This is a genomic window from Cellulosimicrobium sp. SL-1, assembly GCF_011033075.1.
In the GTDB taxonomy this organism is placed as follows: domain Bacteria; phylum Actinomycetota; class Actinomycetes; order Actinomycetales; family Cellulomonadaceae; genus Cellulosimicrobium; species Cellulosimicrobium funkei.
In genome coordinates, this window is the sequence record NZ_JAACJC010000009.1 from 98,788 (window position 1) to 121,709 (window position 22,922).

Below are 22,922 nucleotides of genomic sequence, written 5' to 3' on the forward strand. Positions count from 1 at the left end.
CGGGGCGTGCCGCCGGTGCGCCGACCGACCGGCGGGCAGGACCCGCGACGGCGAGGACGGGAGCGGGCGTGCGCGAGGGCATCGTGATCGGCGAGGGCGTGGTCCTGGACGCGCGACCGGCGTCGTTCGTGACGCGCGGGCTCGCGCTCGCGCTCGACCTGCTCGTCGTGCTCGTGTTCTTCGTCGCGACGCTCTTCGTGCTCGGCGCCTCGCTGGGCTCGCTCGAGCTCGACCTGGTCACCGCGATCCTCATCGCGTTCTCGGTCCTCGTCATGGTCGTCATCCCGACGACGGTCGAGACGCTCTCGCGCGGCCGCTCGCTCGGCAAGCTCGCGCTCGGCATCCGGGTCGTGCGCGACGACGGCGGCCCGGTCCGGTTCCGGCACGCGTTCCTGCGGGCGCTCGTCGGCGTCGGCGAGATCTGGCTGACGTTCGGCTCGGTCGCGCTCGTCGCGTCGCTGACGAACGACAAGGGCAAGCGGCTCGGCGACATGGCGGCGGGCACGTACGCGATCCGGGTGCGGGGCGGGCGACCGACGCTCGCCCCGCTCGCGATGCCGCCCTACCTCGCCGCGTGGGCCGCGCACGCGGACATGCGCCGGCTGCCGGACGGCCTCGCGCTGGCCGCCCGGCAGTTCCTCGGGCGCGCCGACCGCCTGCACCCGGCGTCGCGCGCGCGGCTCGGCCAGGAGCTCGCGGGGCAGGTGGAGCGGTACGTCGCTCCGGGCCCGCCGCCCGGCACCCACCCCGAGACGTTCCTGCTCGCCGTGCTCACCGAGCGCCGCGACCGGGACCGCGCGACGGCCCACCGTGCGCAGGCCGCCGCGCGGGAGCAGGCCGAGCTGCTCCACCGGCTCCCCTACTCGGTGCCCGACCCGACGCGCTGACGCGCGCGGCGCCCCGTCGGGGCGTCCTCGAACCGCCCGACGGCGCGCGCGATCCCGACGAGCACGAGGGCGAACGCGCCGAACCACACGGGCCGGCTCGCCCACCAGTCGGCGCCGCCGACGGCCGGGAGCTCCTGCCCGAGCACCACGAGGACGACCCCGACCACGACCACCATCGCGGTGAGGTGCCACAGGTACACGGTCATCGAGCGTCGCGCGAGACCGCGCACGACGGACCGCCCCCGGCCGTCGGCCCAGCGCACGAGCGGTCCCCGTGCGGCGAGCGCGAGCGCGACGAGCGCGACGGCGTGCAGCACGACGGGCGCGGTCGGCGGCCCGAGGTTGGAGATGGCGTCGCCCGGCATGCCGATGAGCGAGACCGGGTAGGGCCCGACGGCGACGAGCAGGGCGGCGAGGGCCGCCGCGGCGAGGCCGACGGCCACGAGCACGCGGGGCCGCGGCACGACGGCGACGGGGACGACGCGGCCCCGGCGCACGACCCGCAGGCCCGAGCGGGCGTCGGCGTAGAGGAGCCCGACCGCGTAGGGCACGGCCCACACGAGCACCACGTTGACGAGCGCGAGCCGCTCGAGCCCGGCGCCGAACCGCAGGGCCTCGACCGCGAGCGGGGCCGCGGCGAGCCCGGCGACGGCCCACCAGCCGGCGGCGTGCAGCGCGCGACGCATGAGCGGCGTGAGGACGACGAGACCGAGGTAGACCGCGAGGAACCACAGGAGCTGCGGCGCGAGCGTCGCGAGCGAGCGGACGGCGTCGGCCGGGAGCCCGACGGCCAGCAGGACGCCGACGGCGACCACCCACGCCCCGACGAAGACGGCCACCGGCCGCAGCAGGCGCGGCAGCCGGGCGCCCGCGAGGCGGACACCGTCGGCCAGGTCGGCGGCGACGCTCGGGCGGGTCGCGACCCGGCCCCGGGCGGCGGTCCCGCCGGTGCTGCCGGCACGCCGCAGCCCGTACGCCGCCGAGGCGCCCGCCGCGAAGAACAGCAGGGCGAGCACCTGGAGCACCCACGTCACGGCCCACCCGGCGCCGTGCGCGAGGGCGTTCCCGATCCGGAGCTGCTCGCCGTCCCACGTCGCGTCCGCCATGAGCCAGTGCACCGTGAGGACGCTCAGGGTCGCGACGGCGCGCACGGCGTCGACGAACACGTCGCGCGACGGGCGACGCGGTCCCTCGCCCGCCGCGGCCGCCGCGCCGGGCCGGTCCGGGCGCGGGGCCGGCGGGCCGCCGTCCCGGGTCCGGCGCGAGGCCGGAAGGACGGGCGACGACGCGCGGGGTCGGGCGGGGGGTGGCGACAGGACGGCCACGGGATGCTCCTCGGTCGGCGGGCCCGGGAGGTCTCCCGGTGCTCACCAGTCTCGAAACATCCCGTTCGTCCCGGTACGGGACGGTCCCCCGACCGCGTCGCGGTCGTCCACCGAGGTTCCGGGGGGTTGTCCCCCGCCGCTCGGACCTGGAGCCGCTGAGACCTGGAGGCGCTGAGAGCCGCTCAGACCTTGAGGTAGCGCAGGACCGCGAGGACGCGGCGGTGGTCGCCGGCGTCCTGCGGCAGCCCGAGCTTGCCGAAGATCGAGGTGACGTTCTTCTCGACCGCGCCGTAGGAGAGGAACAGGGCCTCCGCGATGGCGGAGTTCGACCGGCCCTGCGCCATGAGCTCGAGCACCTCGGTCTCGCGCGGCGTGAGGCGCGCGAGACCGTCGTCGGACCGCGATGCGCCCATGAGCTGGCTCACGACCTCCGGGTCGAGGACGGTCTGGCCCGCGGCGATGCGCGTGAGCGCGTCGACGAACTCGCCGACGTCCGCGACCCGGTCCTTGAGGAGGTAGCCGACGCCGCGCGCCCCGCCCGTGAGCAGCTCGCTCGCGAACCGCGTCTCGACGTACTGGGAGAAGAGCAGCACCCCGAGGTCGGGGTGCGCCGCGCGCAGCGCGAGGGCGGCGCGCAGCCCCTCGTCCGTGAACGTCGGGGGCATCCGGATGTCGACGACGGCGACGTCCGGCAGCGCGTCCTGCGCCGCGAGCCGCGCGACCTGCGCGACGAGCTCGTCGCCGTCCGCGACCGCCGCCGCGACCTCGTGGCCGCGGCGGGTGACGAGCGCGACGAGACCGTCGCGCAGGATGGCGGAGTCCTCGGCGATGACGAGCCGCATGGTGTCCTTCCGGTCGGGCGGGCCGGGCGGCCCGGGCGGGCGCGGTGCCCCGGGGACATCCTGCCCGACGCCGTCCCGCCACCCGGGCAGGACCGTCCCGTCCGTGCGCAGCACGTCAGACCCGGACGGGCAGGAGGACCGTGACGACCGTGGGCCCGCCGACGGGGCTCGTGAGCTCGAGCGAGCCGTCCACGGAGCGCACGCGCTCCGCCAGGCCCGCGAGCCCCGAGCGGTGACCGTCCGAGCCCGGCTGCACGACGCGCGCGCCGCCCTGGCCGTCGTCGCGCACCCGCAGGCGCAGGCGCGCCCCGCGCCCGCTGCCCTGGCGCTCCACGAGCACGTACACGCCCGACGCGCGCGCGTGCTTGACCGCGTTCGTCACGAGCTCCGCGACGCAGAAGTAGGCGATCGACTCGACCGCCGGGGCGAGCCGGCCGGACGCCTCGACGGCCGGGTCGACGTCGACCGTCACCGGCAGCGGCGAGCGCGCCGCGAGGGTCTCGAGCGCGACCGCGAGACCGTTGTCGAGCGCCGGCGGGTGGATGCCGCGCGCGAGCTCGCGCAGCTCGACCAGCGCCTCCTTGGTCGACGAGTGCGCGAGGTCGACGAGCTCGAGCGCGTCGCCCGCGTCGCCGCCCGCCGCGAGCTGCTCCTTGGCCTCGCCGAGCTGCATCGCGACGGCGACGAGGCGCGCCTGCGTGCCGTCGTGCAGGTCGCGCTCGATGCGGCGCAGCTTCGCGTCGGCGTCCTCGACCGTGCGGCCGCGCGACTCCTCGAGGTCGGCGACGCGCAGGCTGGACAGCGTGGGGCCGAGCAGCGCGACGGTGAGCACGCGGAAGAGGTGCGCGAACGCGCGCGTGACCTGCGGCCACACCCAGAGGAAGAGCGCCCCCACGAGCACGAGGCCGAGCTGGCGCGCCGGGGTGTCGACGTACCAGTCGACGCCGATCTGCGCCCCGCGGTGCCACGTCCCGTCGGCGGCCTGCTGCAGCGGGAGCCAGCGCGACCAGATCCAGTGCGTCGTGCCGCCCAGCCCGACGGCGAGGAAGACCGTGCTCACGACGAAGGACAGGATGGCGAGCGGGAACGTCACGAGGAGGAAGAGCACGGCCCGCCACCCCGTGCCGTCGCCGATCCCGCTCCACAGCGTGCTCCAGAAACCGCGGCGGCGCGTGTACGGGGCGGGGGCGGCGACGTCGACCCCGAGCAGGGACCGGGCGAGCGACCGGTACATCGAGCCCCAGCCGCGCCCGCCGACCACGACCCACCCCGCGACGACGAGGCCCAGGACGGGCACGATCATCGCGACGAGGAAGACCACGGAGAACAGCCCGTAGGAGAACGCGAAAGGCGCCAGCAGGAGCGCGAGCGAGAGGTACCCGTACTCGCGCCACGTGCGCCCCGCGAACGGCGCGCGCGCGAAGCCGACCCGCTCGCGGTGGTCCACGTACCGCGGGTCGGGCTGCGAGCCCGCGAACGCGCCCGGGACCCCGGGCGCGGCGGCCACGGCGGACGCCGAAGGGTCCGACGACGTGGCGGGCGTCGACGGCACCGCGGAGGGGTGCGGCGTCGGCACGACCGCGTCGGGCGCGCCCGGCGAGGGCTCGCCCGCGGGCACGACGCTCGGCTGGTCAGGGGTCACGGCAGTCATGGTGCCAGTCTGGGCGCGCGCGTGCGGCGACGACAGGGTGGCGTCCGCCGCACCCGGGTGGGGACAACCCCCGTGCCTGCCGTCAGTGCAGCAGGTACTTGACCGCGATGACCACGCCGCCGAACGCCGCGGCGAGCAGCGTCTCTCCCACCAGCAGGCCTCCGCGCGCCCCCGCGCGGTACGCGGCGAGGAACCCCACCACACCGAGCAGGACGACGGTGAACCACACCGCGACGAGGGCGGCGCCCTCGGCGTCGAGCCCGGCCGCGAGCGCCACGAGGTACACGACGATCCCGGGGAGCGCGCCGAGGAGCACCCCGACGTTGGACCGCAGCGCGACGACCGTGCGGCCCCACAGCGAGTGCCCGGTGTCGTGGAAGCGTCCGCTCACCGCGTCCACGTAGCAGTGCGCGAGCCAGTAGCCCACCGCCACGAGGGTCGTCGCGAGCACGACGCGGTCGCCCGTCGGCGCGTGCACGCTGGAGACCGCCATGACGAACCCCGCGACGATCGCGCCGTACAGGAGGTCGTGCGGGGGCTCGCGCTCCCAGCGGTCGCCCACGCGGTGCCACAGCGGCCGCACCCGGCCGGGCGGCGGCTCGTCGCGCACCTCGTCGGCCGGCCCCGCCGTGCCCTCGCCCGCGGGGGGCGAGGGCACGACCGGCGTGCGCTCGTCGGACGACGGGTCCATGCGACCTCCTCGGCGCGTGCCGGACGACTCGGGTCGGTGCTCAGTAGCGGTAGTGCTCCGGCTTGTACGGCCCCTCGACGGGGACGCCCAGGTAGTCCGCCTGGGACGGCGAGAGCTCGGTGAGCCGGACGCCGAGCGCGTCGAGGTGCAGGCGCGCGACCTTCTCGTCGAGCACCTTGGGCAGCCGGTAGACCTGGCGCGCGTAGGCGCGCTCGCGCCCCTCGCGCGCGGCGGCCGTCGCGTCCTGGTAGAGCTCGATCTGGCCGATCACCTGGTTCGAGAACGAGTTGCTCATGACGAACGACGGGTGGCCCGTCGCGTTCCCCAGGTTGAGCAGGCGGCCCTCGGACAGCACGACGACCGAGCGGCCCGCGGGCTGGCCGTCGGGGCCCGGCTCCGCGAACGTCCACTCGTGGACCTGGGGCTTGATCTCGGTGCGCGACACCCCGGGCACCTCGGCGAGGCCGGCCATGTCGATCTCGTTGTCGAAGTGGCCGATGTTGCCGACGACGGCCTTGTCCTTCATCGCGACGAGGTGCTCGGCGCGGATGACGTCCTTGTTGCCCGTGGTCGTGATGAAGAAGTCGGCCTCGCCGAGCACGTCCTCGATCCGGGCGACCTGGTAGCCGTCCATCGCGGCCTGGAGCGCGCAGATCGGGTCGACCTCGGACACGATGACGCGCGCGCCCTGGCCGCGGAACGCCTCGGCCGCGCCCTTGCCGACGTCGCCGTAGCCCGCGACGAACGCGACCTTGCCGCCCATGAGGACGTCGGTCGCGCGGTTGATGCCGTCGGGCAGCGAGTGGCGGATGCCGTACTTGTTGTCGAACTTCGACTTGGTGACCGAGTCGTTGACGTTGATCGCCGGGAAGAGCAGCTCGCCCGACTCGGCGAGCTGGTAGAGGCGGTGCACGCCCGTCGTCGTCTCCTCGGTGACGCCCTGGATCTCCTGCGCGATCGTCGTCCAGCGCAGCGGGTCGGCCTCGAGCGCGCGGCGCAGCACCCCGCGCACGACGTTCATCTCGTGGGTGTGGTCGGGCTCGCCCGGGAGCGTGTCCGGCGGGACGACGCCCGCGCGCTCGTACTGCAGGCCCAGGTGGACGAGCATCGTGGCGTCGCCGCCGTCGTCGAGGATGAGGTTGGGCGACTCGTCCCCCGGCCACACGAGGATCTGCTCGGTGCAGTCCCAGTACTCCTCGAGGCTCTCGCCCTTCCACGCGAACACCGGGACGCCCTGCGGGTCCTCGGGCGTCCCGTGCGGCCCGACGACGACGGCGGCCGCCGCCTCGTCCTGCGTCGAGAAGATGTTGCAGCTCGCCCAGCGCACCTGCGCGCCGAGCGCGACGAGCGTCTCGATGAGGACGGCCGTCTGCACGGTCATGTGCAGGGAGCCGGCGATGCGGGCGCCCGCGAGCGGCTGCGAGTCCCCGTACTCGGCGCGCAGCGCCATGAGGCCGGGCATCTCGTGCTCGGCGAGGCGGAGCTGGTGGCGGCCCGCCTCGGCCAGGGACAGGTCGCGGACCTTGTACCGGCCGGGGATCTCGTCGAAGCCGGGGGTGGCGCCGGAGGTCGGGGCCTGCGCTGTGGTGGACATGGTTCTCCTGTGCGTTCTCGGTGCCGGCGGAGCCGGTGGTACCGGCTCCGCGGTGGCTCCCGATGACTGGTCGGTTGCTGCGCTGGGGGCTCCCGTCCGCGCGGGACGGGACCGCGGCCCGCCCGGCACCAGCCTACCGAGGACGACGCCGTCCGGCCGGGGCGCGGACCACCCGCGCCCGCAGCACCACCGTTCGTCCGGCGCGCGCGCCCGGGCGCGCGCGTAACACGAACGCTTGACCATCTCAAGATCACGAAGGGATAACGATCCCGGTTCCGCCGTCATCCGCGCCATTCCAACGATGCTCGGTCAAGAATCGTCCTGGAATCGCCCCTGGTGCGGGGGTCCTGGGTAGAAGTTGAACCTCGAATCAGGCAGGGTGGGCGCGAACCGATTGACATCGGATCAGCGTGAGGCCCTGTGTGCGCCGGCCCCTGCGGGGGCAACCGGCCGGACGCGCCACCCCAGGGAGGACGTCCTCGCACCCGGGGCCTCCTGCCGTGCCCTCTCGTCGAGCGCCCGCACCCGGGTGCTCCGGAGGGGCGTGACGCTGGTCCACGACCGGAAGGTGGCGACACCCACCGCATGACAGCTCTCAGCACACCCGTGCCGACCGACCCGGCCGCGCACGCCGGCGCCGCGACCGTCGGCACCGACGAGCGCGCGACCGCGCTCTCGGTCCGCGACGTCTACAAGGTCTTCGGGCGCCGCCCCGTCGAGGCGATCCGCCGCCTCGAGCAGGGCGCGAGCCGCGACGACGTCAAGCCGCTCGGCACCGCCGCGGTCATCGACGCGTCGTTCGACGTGAAGCAGGGCGAGATCTTCGTCGTCATGGGCCTCTCGGGCTCCGGCAAGTCGACGCTCATCCGCATGCTCAACGGGCTGTGGAAGCCGACGTCCGGGCACGTGCTGCTCGGCGGCACCGATCTCGCCCAGGCCGACGCCAAGCAGATGCGCGCGCTGCGCCGCAAGCACGTGTCGATGGTCTTCCAGCACTTCGCGCTCCTGCCCCACCGCACCGTGCTCGACAACGCCGCCTACCCCCTGGAGATCCAGGGCGTCGGCAAGGCGGAGCGCCGCGAGAAGGCCCGCACCGCGCTCGGCCTCGTCGGGCTCGGCGGCTGGGAGGACTCCCTGCCCTCGCAGCTCTCCGGCGGCATGCGCCAGCGCGTCGGGCTCGCCCGCGCGCTCGCCGCCGACACCGACGTCCTGCTCATGGACGAGGCGTTCTCCGCGCTCGACCCGCTCATCCGGCGCGAGATGCAGGAGCAGCTCCTCGAGCTCCAGCAGACGCTCGGCAAGACGATCGTCTTCATCACGCACGACCTCAACGAGGCGATGCACCTCGGGGACCGGATCGCCGTCATGCGCGACGGCCGGATCGTGCAGATCGGCACCGCCGAGCAGATCCTGTCCGACCCCGCGAACGACTACGTCGCCCAGTTCGTCGCCGACGTGGACCGCACGCGCGTCCTCACGGCCTCGTCCGTCATGGTGCGCCCCGCCGTCGTCGTCCCGCTCTCCGGCGGTCCCCGCCAGGCGAGCCGCACGATGCGCGAGGCGCAGGTCTCGGCCGCGTACGTCGTCGACCGCCAGCGCCGCCTCCAGGGCGTCGTGCGCGACGAGGACGCGGTCGCCGCCCTGAAGAAGGGCCAGGACAGCCTCGACGGGCTCGTGCGCCAGGGCGTCGCGCCCGTCTCTCCCGACACCCCGCTCGCGGAGGTCTTCGCCCCCGCCGCGGAGTCGCCTCTGCCCGTCGCGGTCACGGACGAGCAGGGCCGCCTCGTCGGCGTCGTCCCCCGCGTCACGCTCCTCGAGGCCATGGTCCCCGGCGACCAGCCGAAGACCGGCGAGATCGACCTCGGGCAGACGCCCGTCGTCCAGGACGCGGCGGCGGAGGGCTCCGCCCCGCTCGCGGCCGCCCCGACGGAAGGCGGTGCCGCGTGAACGACACCCTCGTCCCCCGCATCCCGCTCGGCGAGTGGGTCGACGCCTTCGTCGGCTGGGTCACCACCACGTTCCGCCCGCTCTTCCGGTTCATCAAGGACGTCCTCGTGGGCGTCTACGACGGGCTCGACGCCGTGCTGTCCGGCCCGCCGTTCTGGGTCGTCGCGATCGCCCTCGCCGCGCTGGCGTTCTTCGTCAAGGGCTGGCGGCTCGCGGTCGGCACGCTCGTCGGCTTCGTCCTCATCGCGGGCGTGAACCAGTGGGACAACGCGATGGACACCCTCGCGCTCGTCCTGCTGTCCGCCGTCCTCGCGATCGCGATCGCGATCCCGCTCGGCATCTGGGCCGCGCGCAACGACCGCGTCTCCGCCGTCGTGCGGCCCGTGCTCGACTTCATGCAGACCATGCCGGCGTTCGTCTACCTCATCCCGACCGTCGTCATCTTCCTCACCGGGCCCGTGCCCGGGATCATCGCGACGATCGTCTTCGCCATGGCGCCCGGCGTCCGGTTCACCGAGCTGGGCATCCGGCAGGTCGACAAGGAGGTGGTCGAGGCCGGCCAGGCGTTCGGCTCGACCCCCGGCCGCATCCTGCGCCAGATCCAGCTCCCGCTCGCCCTGCCCACGATCATGGCGGGCGTCAACCAGGTCATCATGCTCTCGCTCTCCATGGTCGTCATCGCCGGCATGGTCGGCGCCGGCGGCCTGGGCGAGGACGTCGTCGCCGCGCTCCAGCGCGTCGACGTGGCGCTCGGGTTCGAGGCAGGCCTCGCCGTCGTCATCCTCGCGATGTTCCTCGACCGCGTGACCTCCGCGCTCGGCGACCGCGCCCCCGTGGCGCGTGCCCTCGCCGCGGCGCGCGTCTGACCGCGCCACCCACCGTCCCCGGCCGCATGCCGGGACCCCCTCCCACGCACCGTCGTGGGGCACCCCGACCGGGCCTCACGGCCCACGGAAGGAACGCATGACCCCCGCACGCAAGCGCACCACCCGCACCGCCGCCGTCGCCGCGACCGCCGTCCTCGGTCTCGCGCTCACCGGCTGCGCGTCCGACTCCGGCTCGGGCGGCTCCGGCGACGGCGCCTCCTCCACCGGCGAGGACGAGACGTCGGTCTCCATCGGCATCCCGTCCGGCTGGGACGAGGGCATCGCCGTCTCCCACCTGTGGACCACCATCCTCGAGGACGAGGGCTACGACGTGTCGACGCAGACCGCCGACGTCGGCGTCGTGTACACCGGCCTCGTCGGCGGGGACTTCGACCTCACGCTCGACGTCTGGCTGCCCTACACGCACGCGTCGTACGAGAAGAAGTACGGCGGCGAGATCACCGACCTCGGCTACTGGTACGACGACGCCAAGCTCACCATCGCGGTGAACGAGGACTCGCCCGCGCAGTCCCTCGAGGACCTCGCGGCCATGTCCGACGAGTACGGCAACAAGCTCGTCGGCATCGAGGCGGGCGCCGGCCTGACCGAGATCACCCAGGACCAGGTCATCCCCACCTACGGCCTCGAGGACATGGACTACTCCATCTCCTCCACCCCCGCGATGCTCGCCGAGCTCAAGGGCGCGACCGACGCCGGCGAGAACATCGCGGTCACGCTGTGGCGCCCGCACTGGGCCTACGACGAGTTCCCCGTCCGCGACCTCGAGGACCCCGAGGGCGCTCTCGGCGAGGCGGAGAAGATCCACATGTGGGGCTCGGCCGACTTCGAGGAGCGCTACCCGACGCTGACGAAGCTGCTCGGCGCGTTCTCCCTCGACGACGAGCAGCTGTTCTCGCTCGAGAACATGATGTTCAACTCCGACGAGTACGCCGACGAGCAGGCCGCCGTCGAGGCGTGGCTCGAGGAGAACCCGTCGTTCGTCGACGACCTCAAGGAGGCCGCGGGCGTCTGACGCCTCAACCACCCGCGCTCCGACGGACCCGGCAGGGCCCGTCCCGGACGGGCTGCGGTCCCGGTTCGCCGCAGCCGTGCGGGCACCCTCGGTGCCCGACGCCGAAGGCCGGCTCCCTCGCGGGGGCCGGCCTTCGGTCGTGCAGCGGGACGCGGCGCCCTCAGAGCTCGCGCGCGTCGTCCTCCAGCAGCACCGGGATACCGTCGCGCACGGGGTACGCGAGCGGACGCGCCGGGTCGGTCGAGTGCAGCTCCGGCTCGCCGGAGGGGCTCGTCCCGTCCACGAGGCGGGCGCCCGTCACCGGGCACCGCAGCGCCTCGCGCACCCAGGGGTCGATCTGCAGGCTCATGCTCGCTCCTCGTCGTCGTCCGTGCGCACGAGCGACAGGACGTCGTCGCGCACCTTCTCCATGATGTCCTCGTCAGCGGCCTCGACGTTGAGCCGCAGGAGCGGCTCCGTGTTGGACGCCCGCAGGTTGAACCACCACTGCGGGTGGGAGCCCCAGTGCGAGACCGTCAGGCCGTCGAGCTCGTCGACCTCGACGGGGCCGGCCCCCTGCTGCGTCACGTACGCCTCGACGACGCGCGCACGCGCCGCCGGGACGTCCGCCACGGTCGAGTTGATCTCCCCCGAGGCGACGTAGGGCTCGTACATCTCCGCGAGGTCGGACAGCGCGTGCGGCTGCGACCCGAGGGCGGCCAGGACGTGCATCGCCGCCAGCATCCCGGTGTCCGCGAAGAAGAAGTCGCGGAAGTAGTAGTGGGCGCTGTGCTCGCCCCCGAACACGGCGTCGTGCTCCGCCATCTGCGCCTTGATGAACGAGTGGCCCACGCGCGTGCGGACCGTGCGCGCGCCGGCCGCCCCGAGGAAGTCGGGGACGGCGCGCGAGGTGATGAGGTTGTGGATCACGGTGGGGGTGCGCCCGGCCTCGAGCTCCTTCGCGACCTCCCGCAGGCCGACCAGCGCCGTGACGGCGGACGGGGAGACCGGCTCGCCGCGCTCGTCCACGACGAAGCAGCGGTCGGCGTCGCCGTCGAACGCGAGCCCGAGGTCGGCCCCGTGCTCGACCACGGCCGCCTGCAGGTCCACGAGGTTCTTCGGGTCCAGCGGGTTCGCCTCGTGGTTCGGGAACGTGCCGTCGAGCTCGAAGTAGAGCGGGACGACGTCGAGCGGCAGGGCGGGCAGTCCCGCCCCCGTGCCCAGCACGGCCGGCACGGTGTGCCCGCCCATCCCGTTGCCGGCGTCGACGACGACCTTGAGCGGCCGGATCCCCGACAGGTCGACGAGACCGCGCAGGAACGCCGCGTACTCCGCGAGCATGTCGCGGTCCGTGACGGTGCCGGGCTCCTCGGCGGCGGGCGGGAGGCCGTCGTCCAGGTACCCCTCCGCGAGGGTCCGTACGTCGATCAGGCCCGAGTCCTGGCCGACCGGGCGCGCGCCCGCGCGGCACAGCTTGATGCCGTTGTAGACGGCGGGGTTGTGGCTCGCGGTGAACATGGCCCCGGGGACGCCCAGCACCCCGGACGCGTGGTAGAGACCGTCCGTCGAGCACAGCCCGATGCGCGTCACGTCGACCCCCGCGGCCGTGAGCCCCGCGGCGAACGCGTCGACGAGCTCCGGGCCCGAGTCGCGCATGTCGTGCCCCAGCACGGCGCTGGCCCGCGTGCCCGCCGGGGCCTCCGGCAGCACCACGGCCCGCGCGAACGCCGCGCCGACGGCCCGGGCCACCTCCGGGTTCAGCTGGTCCGGGACGGTACCGCGGACGTCGTACGCCTTGATGAGGTGGGAGAGGTCGGTGCTCACGCGACCCACCCTATCCGCGGGTGCACCGCGTGCGACGGCGACGGCTGCTGCGCGGGCTACTGCCCGGCCGCCGCGTACCGCTCCTCGGTCCGCGCCTTCGCCGGGCGCCACCACTCCTCGTGCTCGCGGTACCAGTCCACCGTCCGGGAGAGACCGTCGCCGAACGAGGTGAAGGCGGGCTCCCATCCCAGCTCGGTCCGCAGTCGCGTGGCGTCGATCGCGTAGCGCAGGTCGTGCCCCGCACGGTCGGCGACGAGCTCGTAGTCGTCGCGGTCGCGGCCGAAGATCTCGAGCAGGTCCTGGACTACCTGCAGGTTGGACCGCTCGCCGTCCGCCCCGACGAGGTAGGTCTCGCCCACGGCACCCCGCTCGACGATCGCCCACACCGCGTCGTTGTGGTCGTCGACGTGGATCCAGTCCCGCACGTTCGCACCCGCCCCGTAGACCTTGGGACGCCCACCGTCGAGCAGGTTGGTGATCTGCCGCGGGATGAACTTCTCGACGTGCTGGTACGGCCCGTAGTTGTTCGAGCAGTTCGAGATCGTCGCGCGCACGCCGAACGAGCGCACCCACGCCCGCACCAGCAGGTCGCTCGACGCCTTCGTCGAGGAGTAGGGCGACGACGGGTTGTACGGGGTCGACTCCGTGAAGCGCGCGACGTCGTCGAGCTCGAGGTCGCCGTACACCTCGTCCGTCGAGACGTGGTGCAGCCGCACGTCGTGGCGGCGCACCGCCTCGAGCAGGGTGAACGTGCCGAGCACGTTGGTCCGGACGAACGGGGACGGGTCCCGCAGGGAGTTGTCGTTGTGCGACTCCGCGGCGAAGTGGACCACGAGGTCGGCCTCGCCCACGAGCCGGTCCACCAGGTCGGCGTCCGCGACGTCGCCCTCGACGAGCTCGACGCGGTCGCGCACCGGGTCGAGGGACCGCGCGTCCCCCGCGTACGTCAGGGCGTCGAGCACGACCACCGCGGCGTCGGGCCGCGTCTCGACCGTGCGATGCACGAAGTTCGCCCCGATGAAGCCGGCGCCGCCGGTCACGAGCACCCGCACAGCCGACCTCCTCGATCCGTCCTCCTGGCGCGGCGAGTCTATCGACGGCGGGCCCCGGCCCCGGGGTCCGCGGCGGCATTTCACCCGCCGCGGCACGGGGCTGTCGTGAGAGCCTGCCGGGATGAAGGGGATCGTCCTGGCAGGAGGAGCGGGCACGCGCCTGCACCCGATCACGCTCGGGGTGAGCAAGCAGCTCCTGCCCGTCTACGACAAGCCGATGGTGTACTACCCGCTCTCCACGCTGCTGCTGGCCGGGGTGCGGGACGTGCTCGTCATCACGACGCCGCACGACGCCGCCGCGTTCACGCGCCTGCTCGGCGACGGCTCGCAGTTCGGCATCTCCATCTCCTACGCGGTGCAGGCGGAGCCGAACGGGCTCGCCCAGGCGTTCGTGCTCGGCGCGGACTTCCTCGACGGGGACTCCGCCGCGCTCGTCCTCGGCGACAACATCTTCTACGGGCCCGGCCTCGGCGACCGGCTCCAGCGGTTCGCCGCGATCGACGGCGGCGCCGTCTTCGCCTACCGCGTCTCGGACCCGACGGCGTACGGCGTGGTCGAGTTCGACGGATCGGGACGCGCCCTGAGCATCGAGGAGAAGCCCGCGCACCCGCGGAGCAGCTACGCGGTGCCGGGCCTGTACTTCTACTCGGCGGACGTCGTCGACGTCGCCCGCTCGCTGCGGCCCTCGGCGCGCGGCGAGTACGAGATCACGGACGTGAACCTGCACTACCTGCGCGAGGGCCGTCTCCAGGTCGAGGTCCTGCCGCGCGGGACCGCCTGGCTCGACACCGGGACGGTCGACTCGCTCCTCGACGCGAGCGACTTCGTCCGCACGATCGAGAACCGGCAGGGCCTGAAGATCGGGGCCCCCGAGGAGGTCGCGTGGCGCCGCGGGTTCCTCGACGACGACGGCCTGCGCGAGCGTGCGGCCGCGCTGGGCCGGTCGCGCTACGGCACCTACCTGCTGTCGCTGCTCGACGCGTGAGCGCCCGGGGACGAGGCTCAGGCGAGCACGCCGGCCGCTGCGACGACCCAGCGCTCGCGCCAGTCGCCGACGGGCTCGACGCCGGCCCGGCGCAGCGCCTCGTGACCGAGCACGGACCACGCCGGCCGCGGCGCGGGGCGCGCGGACGCGGCGCTGGGGACGGGGCGGACGATCGCCGGGTCGAGCCCGGCCGCGGCGACGACCTCGCGGGCGAGGTCCCACCAGGACGCCCGGCCCTGCGCCGTGCCGTGGTAGACGCCGCCCGGGGCGGAGGACCGCACGAGCCGCACGACGAGGTCGGCGAGGTCGCGGGCCCACGTCGGCTGCCCCACCTGGTCGTCGACGACCTCGAGCGCTCCGCGCTCGCGCGCCACCCGGGCGATCGTCCGCGGGAAGCACGCGCCGTGCGCGCCGTAGAGCCACGCCGTGCGGACCACGAGGGCGTCCGGGTGCTCGGTCCGCACGGCCCACTCCCCGGCGGCCTTCGTCCGGCCGTAGGCGGACCGGGGCGCCAGCGGCGCGTCCTCGGCGTACGGGACCCCGACGGCGGCGGGCCCGCCGTCGAAGACGTAGTCCGTCGACACGTGCACGAGCCGGGCCCCGTGGCGAGCCGCCGCGCGGGCGACGTGCTGGGCCCCGACGGCGTTGACGGCGAAGGCCGTCGCCTCGTCCGCCTCGGCGGCGTCGACGGCCGTGTACGCCGCGCAGCTCACCACGACGTCCGCACCGGCGAGCGCGCGCGTGACGGCGTCCCCGTCCGTGACGTCGAGCGCCGCGCGGTCGAGCGCGCGCACGGGCTCCCCGCCGGCGCGCAGCAGCGCAACCACCTCGGTCCCGAGCATCCCGCCGGCCCCTGTCACCGCCCACCGCACCACGACCACCTCCGCACGGCACCCTACCGAGGAGCACCATGAACGTCCGTGAGCTCACCGTCCCCGGCGCGTGGGAGCTGCTGCCGCGTCAGCACGCCGACGACCGAGGGGTCTTCCTCGAGTGGTTCACGGCCGCAGCCCTGCGCGAGGCGACAGGGCGCGACCTCGACCTCGCCCAGGCGAACGCCTCGGTCTCGAGGGCGGGCGTCGTGCGCGGGATCCACTACGCCGACGTCCCGCCCGGGCAGGCGAAGTACGTGACGTGCGTCGCGGGGTCCGTCCTCGACGTCGTGGTCGACCTCCGCGTCGGGTCGCCCGCCTTCGGGCGCTGGGACGCGGTCCTGCTGGACGCCCACGAGCGCCGCGCCGTGTTCCTCCCCGAGGGCGTCGGGCACGCGTTCATGGCGCTCGAGGACGGTGCGACCGTCGTCTACCTGTGCTCGAGCGGGTACGCCCCCGAGCGGGAGCACGGCGTCGACCCGACCGACCCCGAGCTCGCCATCGAGTGGCCGGCCACCGGCCCGGACGGGCGCGCCCTCGTGCCGTCGTTCTCCGCCAAGGACGCGGCGGCGCCGTCCCTACGGGAGGCGCTCGCGGCGGGAGCCCTCCCCCGTGCGGACGAGGTCGACGCGTTCGTCCGGACGCTGCAGGCGTAGGTCAGTCGGCCTCGGCGCGCAGGACCCGCAGGTGCCCGCGGCGCCCGACCTCGGTGACGTCCGGCGGCTCCGGCTCGGTGCGGACCTTGCCCGCCTCCCGGACGGCGTCGGCGAGCGCCGAGAGGTCGTCGTCGCTGGGACCGGTCTCGACGAACTGCGGCGACAGGCGCACGACCTCCCAGCCGCGCGGGGCGGTGAGCCGCTCCGCGTGCTCGGCGCACAGGTCGTAGCTGTGCGGCTCGGCGAGGTGCGCGAGCGGGCCCAGGACCGCCGTGGAGTCGGCGTAGACGTAGGTGAGGGTCGCGACGGCGGCACGGACGCACGCCGTGCGCGAGCACTGCCTGACGGATCTCACGGCCTGACCTTACGCCTTCCGGAGGGGTCCTGGGGACGGCACACGCCGCCCGCCTCCGGCGGAGGCCGACTAGAGTCGGGGTGTGCGTGGCAACTCTTCGTCCCCCGGCTCGCGCCCCGACCCAGCCGGCGCCGGGCGCCGGGCCCGCGACCGCTGGTCGCGTCGCAGCGCCGTCACCCCTCCCCCGGTCTCGTTCGACGAGCTCCTCATCCCGCCGCGCGCCCCCGGGCCGGGCGGCCACGGACCGGTGCCACGACGGCGCGACCGCCGGGGACGCGGCATCCGAGGTCCTCTCCTCCCGCCGACCGCGCCCGCGAGCCGCACCCGCGCGGAGAAGTTCGACGACGTCGTGCTCGACGTCGTGGAGCGCGTGCAGCGCTCGTGGGCGAAGCAGCTGCGCGGGACGGAGTTCGCGGTGGAGGACGTCCCGCCGTCGGACCCGGCGCCCTGGGAGGACGGCGGCGTGCCGCTCGGCCGGTGCTTCCCGGCCGAGTCGGGCCAGCCCGCCCGCATCGTGGTCTACCGGCGGCCCGTCGAGGCGCGCGCGTTCGACGCCGAGGACCTCGAGGACCTCGTCCGCGACGTGCTCGTCGAGCAGGTCGCGCACCTGCTGGCCCGCACCCCCGAGGAGATCGACCCGCGCTACACGGGCGACCGCTGACCGTCGCCTAGCGTCCCAGCCCGGCCGTGTCCGACGCGCGGACCGCGACCTCGTGCGCGGCGGGCGCGTCCGTGACCGGCAGGAGCACCGACACGAGGCTCGGCAGGCCGTCGCCCTCGTCGCCGCTCGTCGGGCCGGCGCTCGCCGTGAGCGACCAGACGGGGAGCAGGCCGTCGTCCTCCCCGACGACGTCGACCGTCACCGCCGCGGGGACGGCCTCGGACCCCTCCGCCCGCACCGTCGCCGGGTCGAGCGTCTGCGTCGTGCCCGCGCGGAGGGTCAGGGTCGTCGTGCCCGCCTCCGCGCCGCTCTCGTCGTAGACGCGCACGAGGAGCTCGAGCGAGCCCGTCGGCTCGTCCTCGTCGGCACGCGCCGCAGGGACGGCGGCGAGCGTGAGCGCGGAGGACGTGCCCGGGACGAGCGCCACCTGACCGGCGGGAGACGTGTCGTCGGTGGACCCGGCACTCTCGTCGGCGCCCTCCGCGTCCGTCAGGGACGGCAGCGGTCGCGCCGCGACCCAGGCGCGGTCGTACTGCCGCTCCTCGTGGAGCAGGTCGGGATCCGGCTCACCGCGGCGGTCGACGGACGCACCGCCGACGACGGGGACGTCGGCGTGCACGGAGACGGCGTACGCGCCCGCGGGCAGGCCGCCGAGCGACACGTCCGTGACGACGCCGGGCGCGAGCGCGACCTCCTCGGCCCCGCGCAGGGGCACGGCGCCGTCCTCCCCGTACACCGTGACGCGCGCGGTCCCGGCCTGCTCGCCGGGGGCGAGCAGGCGCAGCTGCGGCGCGTGCGGGTCGTCGACCGCCTCCCCGACGCTCGTGACGCCGGCCAGCGCGAGGTCCGTCGTCGGCTCCCCGCCCGGGACGACGTGGTCGACGCCGAGCGGCACCAGGCCGTCGAGCGTCGAGTGCTGCAGGTACGCCGACACGAGTCCGCCCGACGCGGCCACGTGGACGACGAGGCGGCGCTGCTCGGGAGCCGCTGCCTCGACCAGGGTCACGACCTCCTGCCCCGGACCGACCAGCTGCTGCCCGCCCCCGGAGAGCGCGACCTCGCCCCCCTGCCCCCAGACCTGCACCTGGACGACCGCGGGCGTGAGGCCGGGGTTCTGGAGCACGAGCTGGGAGCTGCTGCCGATCTCGGTGCTCCCGCCGACGAGCCACTGGCTGATGCCCGGCCGCGTGCAGCTCGCCGCGGCGAGCCCGCGCAGGTCGCCGTCGGTCGTCACGGAGCCGACGGACGCGGCCACGCGCGGCGACGAGTCCTGGGCGGGGCGCACGGTCAGGACGGTGCCGTGCGCGGGGTCCTGGACATCGCCCACGGTGACGTCGGCGCCCGACCCGGGCGCGAGCTCCTGCTCCTCGAGGTCGCCGCCGTCGAGAACGCCGAGCCCGGCGGCCCCCTCGCCCTCGACCACCGCGCGCAGCCGGCTGGACGTGCCGACCGGGGCGGGACCGAACTGCGCGTCACCCACCGTCTCCGGGTCGGTGAGCCGCGCCGGTCCCGGGCAGACCGAGACCTCTCGGGCGGGCTCGACCGTGACCTCCTCGACCGCGTCCGCCGGGGCCGGGGCCGCGGGCAGGAGCGCCGCGCCCGTGCCCCCGAGCACGACGACCGCACCCACCGCCAGGATGCCGACCAGCCCGGCGCCCGTCGTCGTGACGCGGCGCACCACCGCCCGGGCGCGCCCGGGGCGCGCGTCCGTCTCCGGAGCCTCGTCGGGGCTCGTCCCGTTCGTCGTCTTCACCGTTCCTACCTCGTTCCCGCGCGACGGCGCCGGACCGGCACCGCGAGCAGCACGTACACGACCAGGGTCACGCCCGCCGCCGCCATCCAGCCCGACCGGTGGTCCGCGGCGTGGTACACCTCGAGCCGCCCGGCGTCGGCCCCGAGGGCGAAAGCCTGCAGCCCGCCGGTCGTCGCCGGGTCGACCGCCCCCAGCGGGCGGCCGTCGAGCGTGGCGCGCCACCCGGACGACGCGTCCTCCGCGAGCACGACCTGCCGGTCCTCGGCCCCCTCCGGCACGGTCGCGACGACCGGGCGCAGCGCCTCGCGGTCCGCGGCCAGCGGCTCGACCCCCGCAGCGGACTCGACGCGCGCCCACGACGGCTCGCCGCCCTCGGGCACGACGCGCCAGAGCAGCGCTGCCCGGCCCTCCGTCATGCGCTCGAGCCCGGGCACCATGTCGAGCCGGGCGACGAGCTCGGCCCGCGCCTGGTCCTCCGGCGCGGACGCCGGCAGGAGCACCGCCCCGACGCCCAGACGGCCCAGGCCGCCGGCGACGTCCGCCGAGGTCCCGGAGACGAGCTCCGCGACGAGCCGGGGCAGCTCTCCCTCGGTCACCGCGGGGTCGGCCGCCTGCCACGCGTGCACGACGGCCGACGAGTCGACCGCCTGCGGACCGTCCGAGCGCAGCGCCGCGTACTCGACGACGCCACCCGGCCCGTGCTCCAGGGTGAGCACGCGCGCCTGGCGCGGCGAGGACTGCATCTGGCGGCCGACCGGCGGCACGACCGGCTCGGTCGTGGCCACGACCGAGCCGACCCGGGCGTCGTCCCGGTCGAGCACGCCCACGGTCCACGACGCGGCGGCCCCCAGGGGCAGCAGGGTGACGACCAGGGCGAGCGCGACGACGGCGCCCGAGCGCCAGGCCGGGGCGCCGGCACCGGGCCACCGCGGGACGCCGACGAGGGCGGCGCCAAGCAGGGCGAGCAGCGCGAGCGACAGCCCGGCGCCGGGCCACCCCGTGACCGGGGCGTCGGGCGACACCCCGGCGGCCACGACGGTCGACCCGGCGAGGACGGCGGCGGCCAGCCCGAGCGCCGCGACGAACCACGCCCCCACGGCCAGACGCCGGCCGCGCAGCACGGCGAGCACGGCGAGCACCACGACGACCGCGCCGGCGGCGAACGGAGCCCAGCGCGCGAGGAGCTCGCCCGCGCCGCTCCCGTCGAGCCCGAACCACGCCTCGGGCGCGGTCGGCAGCCCCAGGAGCTGCTGCCACGGCGCGGCGGGCGTGGCCGCGACCGGCGCGCCCGGGTCGGCGAGCAGCAGCCGCCACCCGCCGTCGTCCGCGGTGCGGGCCACGTGCACGAGGAACGGGGCGAAGAGCACGAGGGCCGGCACGGGGACGAGGGCGAGGTAGCGGCGGTGCGCCCGGACCCCGAGCGCCACGACGACGAGCACGACCACGCCGACGGGCAGGAGCACGGGCGCCCCGGCGACGGCGACCGCGAACAGCAGGCCCGCGGTGGCGGCGGCCGCGAGCGACCCCGGCTCGCGGCGCGCAGCCCGACGGACGACGTCCTTCGTCGGGGGCGCGACGACGTCGAGCCGCTGGAGACCGAGCGCGCGGACGACCGCGAGCGCGAGCCACGGGAGCGTCGCGTGCACGAGGACGGCGCCGACCCGGCCGGCACCCACGGCGGTGAGGAGCGCGGGAGCGGCGACCCAGACGAGCGTCGCCCAGGCGCGGAGCGGCACGGAGCGCGTGACCGCGCCCGCGGCGAACCACGCGCCCAGGCCGGCCGCGAGGAAGCACGCGGGGACGAGCAGGTTCACGGCGGTCTGCGTGGCGCCGCCGGCGAGCAGGGACGCCGGGACCAGCGCGGACACGAACGGGTCCGCCGGCGCGGGTGCGCCGAGCCCCGTGGTGACCCAGCCGGTCGTCGCCGCGCGCCACACGTCCCCGAGCGTCCCGGTGGCCGGGAGCAGCGAGCCGCCCACGAGCCGACCGCCCGCGAGGAGAGCCCCTGCCAGCGGCCCGAACACGACGGCGGTGAACCCCGCCAGCCCCACGGCGGCTCCGGCGAGCCCGGCCCGACGCCGCACCGCGAGGGCGCGCAGCTCGCGCCGCTCGATGTCGGTCGGCGCCCACGCGGTGCGCCGCTGCTCGGCACGCGCGAGGCGGCGGTCGCGCCGCTCGACGAGCACCTCGCGCCACGTGCCGCGCAGCGGGCGCAGCGCCCGGCGCGGGAGCGTCCGGGTCCGGCGCGCCACGCGGCGCGCCCGCACGACGGGCCCGACCCGCACGAGTGCCCACAGCGGCGCGAGCAGCTCGTCCCGGGCCTGCCCCGGCTGCTTGACGAGCAGCCGGAACGCGGCGTGGAAGGGTGCGCCGACGACCATCGCGAGCGCGACGAACGGGAGCCACGGCGCCGCGACGCCGACGAGCCGCGCGTGGAGCTGGGAGTGACGGCGGGCCGCCGAGGACGCGTCGGGGTCCGGGGCGGGGAGCGCCGTCGTCCCGCGCCGACGCTCGCGCAGGCCGAGCAGGGACGCCTGCGCGTGCCGCACCACGGCCGACGGCACGACGACGACCCGGTGCCCCGCGAGGCGCGCCCGCCGGCACAGGTCCAGGCCGTCGCCGAACGGGCCGAGCTCGGGGTCCGTGCCGCCGAGCTCCTGCCACACGGCCCGCCGCACGAGCGCCCCGGCGAGCCCGACGGCGAGCACGTCCTCGCGCACGTCGTGCTGCCCCTGGTCGACCTCGTCCTCGTCGATGCCGGTCAGGCGGCGCCCGAGCGGCGTCGTGGTCACGCCCACCTCGACGAGGCGGCTGACCGTACCCGGCTCGAACGGCGCCGCCACCTGCGCGTCGGTGCCGGGCACCCAGCGCTCCTGCTTGGGGCCGGCCACCGCGACAGCGCTCGAGTGCTCGACGGCCCGCAGCAGCTCGGCGAGCGCGTCGGGCGCGGGCGCGGAGTCGTCGTGCAGGAGCCAGAGCCACGTGCCCGGCTCGACGTTCGCGAGCGCCGCGTCGACCGCGTCGCCGAACGAGCGGGCGCGCGGGGCCGCGACGAAGCGTGCGTCCCCGAGCTGCAGGCCCTGGTGCTCGCTGCTGGCGTCGCCGATCGCGGCGTCGACGACGACGACCTCGTGCGGGCTCGTCGTCTGGGCGCGCAGCGCCGCCAGCGTGTGGGCGAGGAACGGGGTGCGGCCGCGCGTCACGACGACCGCCGTGACCGTGGTCACGACGGGGAGCGCGCCGGTCACGGCGGCGACGATCCCGGGTGCCGCGACGACGCCCGGCACGGCGGCGGCGCGCGCGGCGGCCCCCGGCGTGACGTCGCCGGGACGGGCGCTGCGCGCGGACGTGGTGAGGTCGGAGGAAGTCATGTCCCGTCGATCATGCGACGGACACGGCTCCAGGCGCGGCATTTGCGCGCCCCGGTGTGGCGGGTGTCGGCCACCCGTCACGACGCTGCTCGTCGGCGACGCCGACGAACCCTCCGGGCCGGGGCCCGGTCGTCAGACGACGCGGCGCTTGAGCTTGCGGCGCTCCCGCTCGGAGAGCCCGCCCCAGATGCCGAAGCGCTCGTCGTGCTCGAGCGCGTACTCCAGGCACTCGGCCCGGACCTCGCAGCCCGTGCAGACCTTCTTCGCCTCGCGCGTGGACCCGCCCTTCTCCGGGAAGAAGGCCTCCGGGTCCGTCTGGGCGCACAGCGCGCGCTCCTGCCACCCCATGAGCGAGTCGTCGACCGGCTCACCGAAGAGCGGCAGCACCGGTGCCACGCGCTCCACCTCTCGCTCAGCGTCGGAGGGGAAGACCCCGCCCGTCCCGTCCAGCATGTTCCACATTGCTCGCCCCTTCATGCCGTTCGCCGGGCCTCGAGCGAGAACCAGGCAGGAAACTGCATTGAAGAAATTACACGCGTGTCATCCGCGGGCGTCAAGCCGAAATGTGATAGCCCCGC

20 protein-coding genes are annotated in these 22,922 nt (G+C 75.5%); 7 read left to right on the top strand and 13 right to left on the bottom strand.

All coding sequences use genetic code 11. The features are described from left to right. The first annotated feature begins 68 nt into the window (after positions 1–68). Positions 69–887 carry an RDD family protein gene (locus GWJ10_RS14795; protein WP_034654446.1) on the top strand — a complete coding sequence of 273 codons (819 nt, stop codon included), beginning with the start codon at positions 69–71 and terminating at the stop codon, positions 885–887. Here GWJ10_RS14795 and GWJ10_RS14800 read toward each other — a convergent pair. The 5 genes from GWJ10_RS14800 to ahcY all read right to left on the bottom strand — a co-directional run bounded on the left by GWJ10_RS14800 (position 860) and on the right by ahcY (position 6,936). After that, entirely contained in the window at positions 860–2,212 is a 1,353-nt protein-coding gene (locus GWJ10_RS14800; RefSeq protein WP_241005833.1) for an acyltransferase family protein, read from the bottom strand. The genes GWJ10_RS14795 and GWJ10_RS14800 overlap by 28 nt on opposite strands. Before the next feature lie 182 nt (positions 2,213–2,394). After that, positions 2,395–3,054 (bottom strand): response regulator transcription factor, encoded by a 660-nt coding sequence (locus tag GWJ10_RS14805; protein WP_034651737.1) that lies wholly within the window; start codon positions 3,052–3,054, stop codon positions 2,395–2,397. 115 nt (positions 3,055–3,169) lie between these two features. Next, the gene (locus GWJ10_RS14810) at positions 3,170–4,705 is read right to left on the bottom strand and encodes a sensor domain-containing protein (protein WP_163188286.1); all 1,536 of its coding nucleotides are present in this window, start codon (positions 4,703–4,705) and stop codon (positions 3,170–3,172) included. Between the two features lie 82 nt (positions 4,706–4,787). Further along, positions 4,788–5,396, bottom strand: a complete 609-nt coding sequence (locus GWJ10_RS14815) for a hypothetical protein (protein ID WP_085387527.1) — start codon at positions 5,394–5,396, stop codon at positions 4,788–4,790. 40 nt (positions 5,397–5,436) lie between these two features. Beyond that, positions 5,437–6,936, bottom strand: a complete 1,500-nt coding sequence (ahcY, locus tag GWJ10_RS14820; protein WP_076406092.1) for an adenosylhomocysteinase — start codon at positions 6,934–6,936, stop codon at positions 5,437–5,439. A gap of 639 nt (positions 6,937–7,575) precedes the next feature. Here ahcY and GWJ10_RS14825 point away from each other — a divergent pair. From GWJ10_RS14825 to GWJ10_RS14835, 3 genes are all read left to right on the top strand, one after another. Beyond that, positions 7,576–8,937 (top strand): glycine betaine/L-proline ABC transporter ATP-binding protein, encoded by a 1,362-nt coding sequence (locus GWJ10_RS14825; protein ID WP_082774388.1) that lies wholly within the window; start codon positions 7,576–7,578, stop codon positions 8,935–8,937. Next, the gene (locus GWJ10_RS14830; RefSeq protein WP_061267508.1) at positions 8,934–9,803 is read left to right on the top strand and encodes a proline/glycine betaine ABC transporter permease; all 870 of its coding nucleotides are present in this window, start codon (positions 8,934–8,936) and stop codon (positions 9,801–9,803) included. Before GWJ10_RS14825 ends, GWJ10_RS14830 begins: the two co-directional genes overlap by 4 nt. Positions 9,804–9,900: 97 nt before the next feature. Next, positions 9,901–10,836 (top strand): glycine betaine ABC transporter substrate-binding protein, encoded by a 936-nt coding sequence (locus GWJ10_RS14835; RefSeq protein WP_163188288.1) that lies wholly within the window; start codon positions 9,901–9,903, stop codon positions 10,834–10,836. 160 nt (positions 10,837–10,996) lie between these two features. On the opposite strand, the gene GWJ10_RS14840 is transcribed toward GWJ10_RS14835, so the two are convergent. Genes GWJ10_RS14840 through rfbB form a run of 3 tightly spaced genes read right to left on the bottom strand, consistent with a single transcriptional unit; the run spans position 10,997 to position 13,691 of the window. Then, the gene (locus tag GWJ10_RS14840; RefSeq protein ID WP_061267506.1) at positions 10,997–11,185 is read right to left on the bottom strand and encodes a hypothetical protein; all 189 of its coding nucleotides are present in this window, start codon (positions 11,183–11,185) and stop codon (positions 10,997–10,999) included. Further along, on the bottom strand, positions 11,182–12,639 hold the full coding sequence (locus GWJ10_RS14845; protein ID WP_061267531.1) for a phosphomannomutase/phosphoglucomutase: 1,458 nt from the start codon (positions 12,637–12,639) through the stop codon (positions 11,182–11,184). Before GWJ10_RS14845 ends, GWJ10_RS14840 begins: the two co-directional genes overlap by 4 nt. Positions 12,640–12,695: 56 nt before the next feature. Continuing rightward, a complete protein-coding gene (gene rfbB / locus GWJ10_RS14850; protein ID WP_163188290.1) occupies positions 12,696–13,691 on the bottom strand; it encodes a dTDP-glucose 4,6-dehydratase in 996 nt (331 codons plus the stop codon). A gap of 121 nt (positions 13,692–13,812) precedes the next feature. Here rfbB and rfbA point away from each other — a divergent pair, with 121 nt between their 5' ends. Next, positions 13,813–14,676: a glucose-1-phosphate thymidylyltransferase RfbA gene (gene rfbA, locus GWJ10_RS14855; protein ID WP_061267504.1), complete on the top strand. Its 864-nt coding sequence runs from the start codon at positions 13,813–13,815 to the stop codon at positions 14,674–14,676. A 17-nt stretch (positions 14,677–14,693) separates the two neighbouring features. Here the strand turns inward: rfbA and rfbD are convergent, their stop codons facing one another. Beyond that, positions 14,694–15,548, bottom strand: coding sequence for a dTDP-4-dehydrorhamnose reductase (gene rfbD, locus GWJ10_RS14860; protein WP_163188376.1), 855 nt, complete (start codon positions 15,546–15,548; stop codon positions 14,694–14,696). A gap of 38 nt (positions 15,549–15,586) precedes the next feature. On the opposite strand from rfbD, the gene rfbC reads away from it, so the two are divergent. Next, on the top strand, positions 15,587–16,204 hold the full coding sequence (gene rfbC, locus GWJ10_RS14865) for a dTDP-4-dehydrorhamnose 3,5-epimerase (protein WP_076405935.1): 618 nt from the start codon (positions 15,587–15,589) through the stop codon (positions 16,202–16,204). Position 16,205: 1 nt separating this feature from the next. Here the strand turns inward: rfbC and GWJ10_RS14870 are convergent, their stop codons facing one another. Continuing rightward, complete coding sequence (locus tag GWJ10_RS14870) at positions 16,206–16,559, bottom strand: DUF3499 domain-containing protein (protein WP_009863301.1); 354 nt, start codon at positions 16,557–16,559, stop codon at positions 16,206–16,208. A gap of 82 nt (positions 16,560–16,641) precedes the next feature. Between GWJ10_RS14870 and GWJ10_RS14875 the strand changes: the two genes are divergently transcribed. Then, positions 16,642–17,220 (top strand): metallopeptidase family protein, encoded by a 579-nt coding sequence (locus tag GWJ10_RS14875; RefSeq protein WP_083711936.1) that lies wholly within the window; start codon positions 16,642–16,644, stop codon positions 17,218–17,220. A gap of 7 nt (positions 17,221–17,227) precedes the next feature. Here GWJ10_RS14875 and GWJ10_RS14880 read toward each other — a convergent pair whose 3' ends face one another. The 3 genes from GWJ10_RS14880 to GWJ10_RS14890 all read right to left on the bottom strand — a co-directional run bounded on the left by GWJ10_RS14880 (position 17,228) and on the right by GWJ10_RS14890 (position 22,806). Next, a complete protein-coding gene (locus GWJ10_RS14880) occupies positions 17,228–18,973 on the bottom strand; it encodes a DUF5719 family protein (RefSeq protein WP_163188292.1) in 1,746 nt (581 codons plus the stop codon). 5 nt (positions 18,974–18,978) lie between these two features. Beyond that, the gene (locus GWJ10_RS14885; RefSeq protein WP_163188294.1) at positions 18,979–22,344 is read right to left on the bottom strand and encodes a glycosyltransferase; all 3,366 of its coding nucleotides are present in this window, start codon (positions 22,342–22,344) and stop codon (positions 18,979–18,981) included. A gap of 132 nt (positions 22,345–22,476) precedes the next feature. Beyond that, positions 22,477–22,806 carry a WhiB family transcriptional regulator gene (locus tag GWJ10_RS14890; RefSeq protein WP_021482334.1) on the bottom strand — a complete coding sequence of 110 codons (330 nt, stop codon included), beginning with the start codon at positions 22,804–22,806 and terminating at the stop codon, positions 22,477–22,479. Positions 22,807–22,922 lie beyond the last annotated feature (116 nt).

What these genes read in the sequence shown, in the direction of transcription:
- GWJ10_RS14805 (WP_034651737.1), bottom strand. Translation starts at nt 3,054, where the DNA reads ATGCGGCTCGTCATCGCCGAGGACTCCGCCATCCTGCGCGACGGTCTC.
- GWJ10_RS14810 (WP_163188286.1), bottom strand. Translation starts at nt 4,705, where the DNA reads ATGACTGCCGTGACCCCTGACCAGCCGAGCGTCGTGCCCGCGGGCGAG.
- GWJ10_RS14815 (WP_085387527.1), bottom strand. Translation starts at nt 5,396, where the DNA reads ATGGACCCGTCGTCCGACGAGCGCACGCCGGTCGTGCCCTCGCCCCCC.
- GWJ10_RS14825 (WP_082774388.1), top strand. Translation starts at nt 7,576, where the DNA reads ATGACAGCTCTCAGCACACCCGTGCCGACCGACCCGGCCGCGCACGCC.
- GWJ10_RS14835 (WP_163188288.1), top strand. Translation starts at nt 9,901, where the DNA reads ATGACCCCCGCACGCAAGCGCACCACCCGCACCGCCGCCGTCGCCGCG.
- GWJ10_RS14840 (WP_061267506.1), bottom strand. Translation starts at nt 11,185, where the DNA reads ATGAGCCTGCAGATCGACCCCTGGGTGCGCGAGGCGCTGCGGTGCCCG.
- rfbA (WP_061267504.1), top strand. Translation starts at nt 13,813, where the DNA reads ATGAAGGGGATCGTCCTGGCAGGAGGAGCGGGCACGCGCCTGCACCCG.
- rfbC (WP_076405935.1), top strand. Translation starts at nt 15,587, where the DNA reads ATGAACGTCCGTGAGCTCACCGTCCCCGGCGCGTGGGAGCTGCTGCCG.
- GWJ10_RS14885 (WP_163188294.1), bottom strand. Translation starts at nt 22,344, where the DNA reads ATGACTTCCTCCGACCTCACCACGTCCGCGCGCAGCGCCCGTCCCGGC.
- GWJ10_RS14890 (WP_021482334.1), bottom strand. Translation starts at nt 22,806, where the DNA reads ATGTGGAACATGCTGGACGGGACGGGCGGGGTCTTCCCCTCCGACGCT.